Origin of the sequence: Chamaesiphon sp. OTE_8_metabat_110, assembly GCF_031382685.1 — a bacterium.
Taxonomy (GTDB): Bacteria; Cyanobacteriota; Cyanobacteriia; order Cyanobacteriales; family Chamaesiphonaceae; genus Chamaesiphon.
Genome location: NZ_JANMZA010000102.1, coordinates 1 through 4,502, shown reverse-complemented (window position 1 = coordinate 4,502; position 4,502 = coordinate 1). Strand labels below are relative to the sequence as shown.

4 protein-coding genes are annotated in these 4,502 nt (G+C 52.0%); 2 read left to right on the top strand and 2 right to left on the bottom strand.

All coding sequences use genetic code 11. From position 1 onward, the window contains the following. Positions 1-186 (top strand): hypothetical protein (locus tag RMO52_RS03725; protein ID WP_310410958.1); only part of this gene is annotated, 186 nt, incomplete at its 5' end. A 36-nt stretch (positions 187-222) separates the two neighbouring features. Here RMO52_RS03725 and def read toward each other — a convergent pair. Together def and RMO52_RS03715 are read right to left on the bottom strand one after the other, a co-directional pair. Beyond that, positions 223-750: a peptide deformylase gene (gene def, locus RMO52_RS03720; RefSeq protein WP_310410955.1), complete on the bottom strand. Its 528-nt coding sequence runs from the start codon at positions 748-750 to the stop codon at positions 223-225. A gap of 183 nt (positions 751-933) precedes the next feature. Further along, on the bottom strand, positions 934-1,356 hold the full coding sequence (locus RMO52_RS03715; RefSeq protein ID WP_309741974.1) for a peptidylprolyl isomerase: 423 nt from the start codon (positions 1,354-1,356) through the stop codon (positions 934-936). Positions 1,357-1,661: 305 nt separating this feature from the next. Here RMO52_RS03715 and RMO52_RS03710 point away from each other — a divergent pair, with 305 nt between their 5' ends. Continuing rightward, positions 1,662-4,340, top strand: coding sequence for a chloride channel protein (locus tag RMO52_RS03710; RefSeq protein ID WP_310410952.1), 2,679 nt, complete (start codon positions 1,662-1,664; stop codon positions 4,338-4,340). The last annotated feature ends 162 nt before the right edge of the window (positions 4,341-4,502 follow it).

Sequence of the window (4,502 nt, the reverse complement as noted above, 5' to 3'; positions counted from 1 at the left end):
ATGTCGGTGGTTTTTTCGATCGGGGCGATCCAACTAATTTATATTTTACCGTTATTACGGTGGTCGGTTAAACGACGAGTTAAAGGTTTTAGCAAAGGATTGTTGATGGGAGCAATGGCGATCGCGATCGTCAACATTTGTTGCTTCTTAGTCACGTTTAAGTTTTTAAGTAGCGGCGCTAGGTAATTGATAATTGATAATTGATAATTGATAATTAAATTATTAACCAAAAGCGATTTTCAGGTATTCGGCTTCAGGGATCAGATCGGTGGGATTTGGGACTCGATCGGGAAATAAAATTCCATCTAAATGATCGAGTTCGTGTTGAAAAATTCGGGCGACAAAATCGGTTAGTTCTTGGGTAACTAGTTCGCCGTGTGGGGTGAGATATGCGACCTCGATCGCCCGATCGCGTAACACCAAACCGCGAGTTCCCGGTACGCTCAAACAGCCCTCCCAGCCAGCAACCAGCTCCCCAGATCGATCGATAATTTGGGGATTAATCATCGCCGTCGGTGCCATCGTCGGTGCGTGCGGATAGCGCGGACTCGGACGCGAAGCGACTATAAATAATCTCACGGATGCACCAACTTGCGGTGCCGCGATCCCGACACCATTTGCCGCTTCACAAGTTACCATCAGATCCGCGATCGTCTCATTCAGTTTTGGGTCTGGCAGATGAGTAATTACACTCGCTGTTTGACGTAAAATCGGACTACCAATTTCGGAAATCTGAAGAATTTTACTCATTTTTGAGATGGGAGAGGGGAGATGGGAGATGGGAGGGTAATAATGGGTAAGAGGTAAGAGGTAAGAGGTAAGAGGTAATTGTGCAATCCCGTCTCCCAGTCTCCCAGTCTCCCAGTCTCCCAGTCCCCCAGTCCCCCAGTCCCCTCTATCTCCCAACTCCCAACTCCCCACTCCCATCTCAACTTAATCGTGGATAATTTTGACAGAGACCATCTTGTCGCTACCTTTAATTGCATTAACGACATCCATGTCTTCGGTTTTACCAAATACGGTATGGACGCCATCTAAATGGGACTGTGGTGAATGACAGATAAAGAATTGACTACCGCCAGTATTTTTACCTGCATGTGCCATCGATAAAGAGCCAGCTTCGTGTAAATTGCGGTTGATCTCACAATTAATTTTATAGCCGGGGCCGCCAGTACCAGTACCTTGAGGGCAGCCGCCTTGAATCATGAAGTTGGGAATGACACGGTGAAAAGTTAACCCGTCGTAAAAACCTTTTTCCGCCAAATCGACAAAGTTCTTGACTGTTTTGGGAGCATCAGCATCAAAGAACTGGATATTGATGTTTCCTTTTGCGGTTTCGATAATTGCGCGAGTCATGGTTGTTACGGTGGAATGATTAGTTAGACTATTTTAGCGCAGTTTTCGATCGGGCTTCGATCTCAGAGGCTTTAGGCTTTAGGCTTTAGGGGAAACTATAGAGGGTACAAGAATCGAGTTATCCTTAGACAGATGGGACGGATCGGTGACATGCTTCAAAACCGTGGCTCTCCTGCTAGTTTGGGGAAAATGACCAAATTATATGCCGATCGCTCTTACCTCTTACCTCTTACCCTTTACCCTTTACCCTTTACCCTTTCAATAAGTCTTGCTTATCACCATAACTGCTGGAAAGCCCAAACTGGATGTGGATCGATCGACAATTACGACAACTATCGCGCCCCAAATCGATCGCGATTATCGAGGCTTGCGCGATCGGGATTGTCTCGGCGCTAGCCGCAGTGGGGCTAAAACAATCGGTGGTATGGTTGGAGGCATGGCGGGTAGATGTGGCGGGGACGTTTTCACCGTGGCTGGTGTTACCGCCGATCGGTATTTGTGGGGGGTATCTGAGCGGTTTATTGGTCGAGCGACTGGCTCCAGAGGCGGCGGGGAGTGGGATTCCGCAAGTCAAGGCGGCGTTGGGCTATTTCCCGATCGCCTTAGATCTGCGGGTAGCAGTAGTTAAGTGGGTCAGTACCGCTCTGTCACTGGGTTCTGGTTTTGCGTTGGGGCGGCAGGGGCCGACGGTACAGATCGGTGCCGCCTTAGCCGCTCAATTGAGCTATTGGACGCAGACATCGCCGACGCATCAACGTCAACTAATCGCCGCTGGAGCGGCGGCGGGGCTGGCAGCAAGTTTTAATGCCCCGATTGCAGGCGTGCTATTTGCGATCGAGGAATTGTTGCAAGATGTCTCGGATCTGACTTTAGGAACGGCGATTATTGCCGCAGTGGTGGGGGGTGTCATTGCGCGAGCGATTGGCGGACGGGGGATGGTTCCCGATCTGAGTCACATCCAGATTCAGTTTTCGCTAGCAGAGATTCCCCTGCTAATCGGCGTGGGAGTGCTGGCGGGATTGTTGGGGGTATTGTGCAATCGCAGTCTCCTCGCGAGTTTAAAGTTTTATCGGTGGCAGTTTCGCGCTCGCTCTCTCGCCGTTAAATTGGCTGTTGCGGGTGGGATAACGGGCATTCTGAGCATTATTTTGCCCTATGCGTTACTTACGAGCAAAGATCTCCAAGATTTTGCGATTATCGGTCGGATCGACTGGCAGAACGCCGCTTGGATTTTGGGCGGTCAATTTGTGTTGTGTTGCGTGGCGTTTGGTGCTAGTGCCCCGGGAGGGTTGTTTGCACCCAGTCTGATTTTAGGTGCAGCTTTGGGCGATCTGGTCGCCACGGGGGCGCAAAGCGGTTACGCACAGGGGCTATTGCCGATCGATTTGGTGCTGAGTTCGCCGACTGTTTATGCTTTAACGGGGATGAGTGCGGTGTTTAGTGCCATCACCCACCGTCCGATGGTGGCGATCGCGATCGTCTGGGAAATGACCGCCCAATTTGACCTCATCTTACCGTTGATGCTCGGCTCGGTGGTCGCCTATCTGGTGGCGGAAAAACTATTTCCTGGTTCTATTTATCAACATTTACTGATCGGCAAGGGGATTAACCTCAATCTCCCCGACTTAGCACAACAAAGCTGGGTCGGTTTGACTGCTGCCGATTTGATGCAGCGGCGCGTCGAAACCCTCTCCAGTCAAATGACGATCGCCGCCGCACTCCAAGCCTTTGCCGCTTCTTCGCATCGGGGATTTCCGATCGTCGATGATGGTAAATTAGTCGGCATTCTCACCCAACGCGATTTGGCACTCATCCAGCAGGAACACTGGGAGCGTCAGACACCGATTTCCACGCTGATGACGCAGCGGGTAATTGCCGTCAGACCGCAAGATCCACTCACTTCAGTATTGTATCTGCTCGATCGTCATCAAATCGGGAGATTGCCCGTTGTTGAAGGTCGCAAACTGGTCGGCATCATTACTCGCGCCGATATTATTCGGGTCGAAGCCGAGCGGGTCAGTAGTACCGTCAGCCCGCTCAAAACCCGTTCTGAGCCGTCTTATTTGGTGTATCGTACTCAAAGTCCCGCCACGGGGCGCGGGCGGCTGCTAGTGCCGCTGAGCAACCCCCAGACGGCAGATATCCTGCTGCGTTTGGCCGCTGAGATCGCGCTCAAATCCAACTACGAACTAGAATGCCTGCACGCGATCGTCATTCCCCGCGCGCGGATTCCAGCCGAAACGCCCGTAGATCTGAGTGCTAGTCGCCAATTGTGCGATCGCGCCACCGCTTTGGGTCAAACTTTGGGCATCTCCGTGCATACCCAAATCCGCGTCACCCACAATGTCGCCGCCACGATTTTAGAGATTACTCGCGATCGACATATCGATCTCCTCTGTATGGGTTGGCACGGCAAAACCGCGACTCCCGGCATGATTTTTGGGAGTACGGTCGATACGGCGATCCGGCAAGCGCCGTGCCATGTGATGCTCGTCAAGCTGGGGGCGCGACTGCAATCCCAGATGGTTGTTGGCGAATCGAGCGCGCTGGATGCAATGGTGCGGCTGACTCACCTCCATCGTTGGCTGGTACCGATCGCGGGTGGGCCGAATACGGAGTATGCTTTGCAATTATTGCCCGCGCTAATTGCCCTCAATCGCGAATCATCAATCCATCTGTGTCAAGTCTTTGCGCCGACAGACGATCGCCCAGATCTGGGCAGTTTAAATACTGCGGCAGATTTTATCCGCCAATCTACAGGTACAGTCGCCAATATCGCCACCCTCCACGCTGATGACATCCCCAGCGCGGCGATCGATTTTGCGATCGAGCAACAATGCGATGCCATTATCCTCGGCGCAAGTCGGGAAAGCTTACTCAAGCAAAGCATTCAAGGCAATATTCCCAATGCGATCGCGCGGGGTTCGGATTGCACTGTGATTGTCGTCAGAGCCGCAATTACCGAGCGCCAAGAGTCACATTAACGTGAATTCGGGTTAACGATATTTGCTCCCCTCTAGCACCGCACTCGATTTAAATCGGTGCTAGTGATGCGAAGTCCGCCAACCCGGGCAGAAAAAAATATTACCCGGAGGCGGGCATCGCAAAAAAAGGGGGGTCATGAGGATGGTGGGCACAGCCCCCCC

Bases quoted from the DNA above. Each gene is read 5' to 3' on its own strand.
- def (WP_310410955.1), bottom strand. From the start codon at position 750: ATGAGTAAAATTCTTCAGATTTCCGAAATTGGTAGTCCGATTTTACGT.
- RMO52_RS03715 (WP_309741974.1), bottom strand. From the start codon at position 1,356: ATGACTCGCGCAATTATCGAAACCGCAAAAGGAAACATCAATATCCAG.
- RMO52_RS03710 (WP_310410952.1), top strand. From the start codon at position 1,662: ATGTGGATCGATCGACAATTACGACAACTATCGCGCCCCAAATCGATC.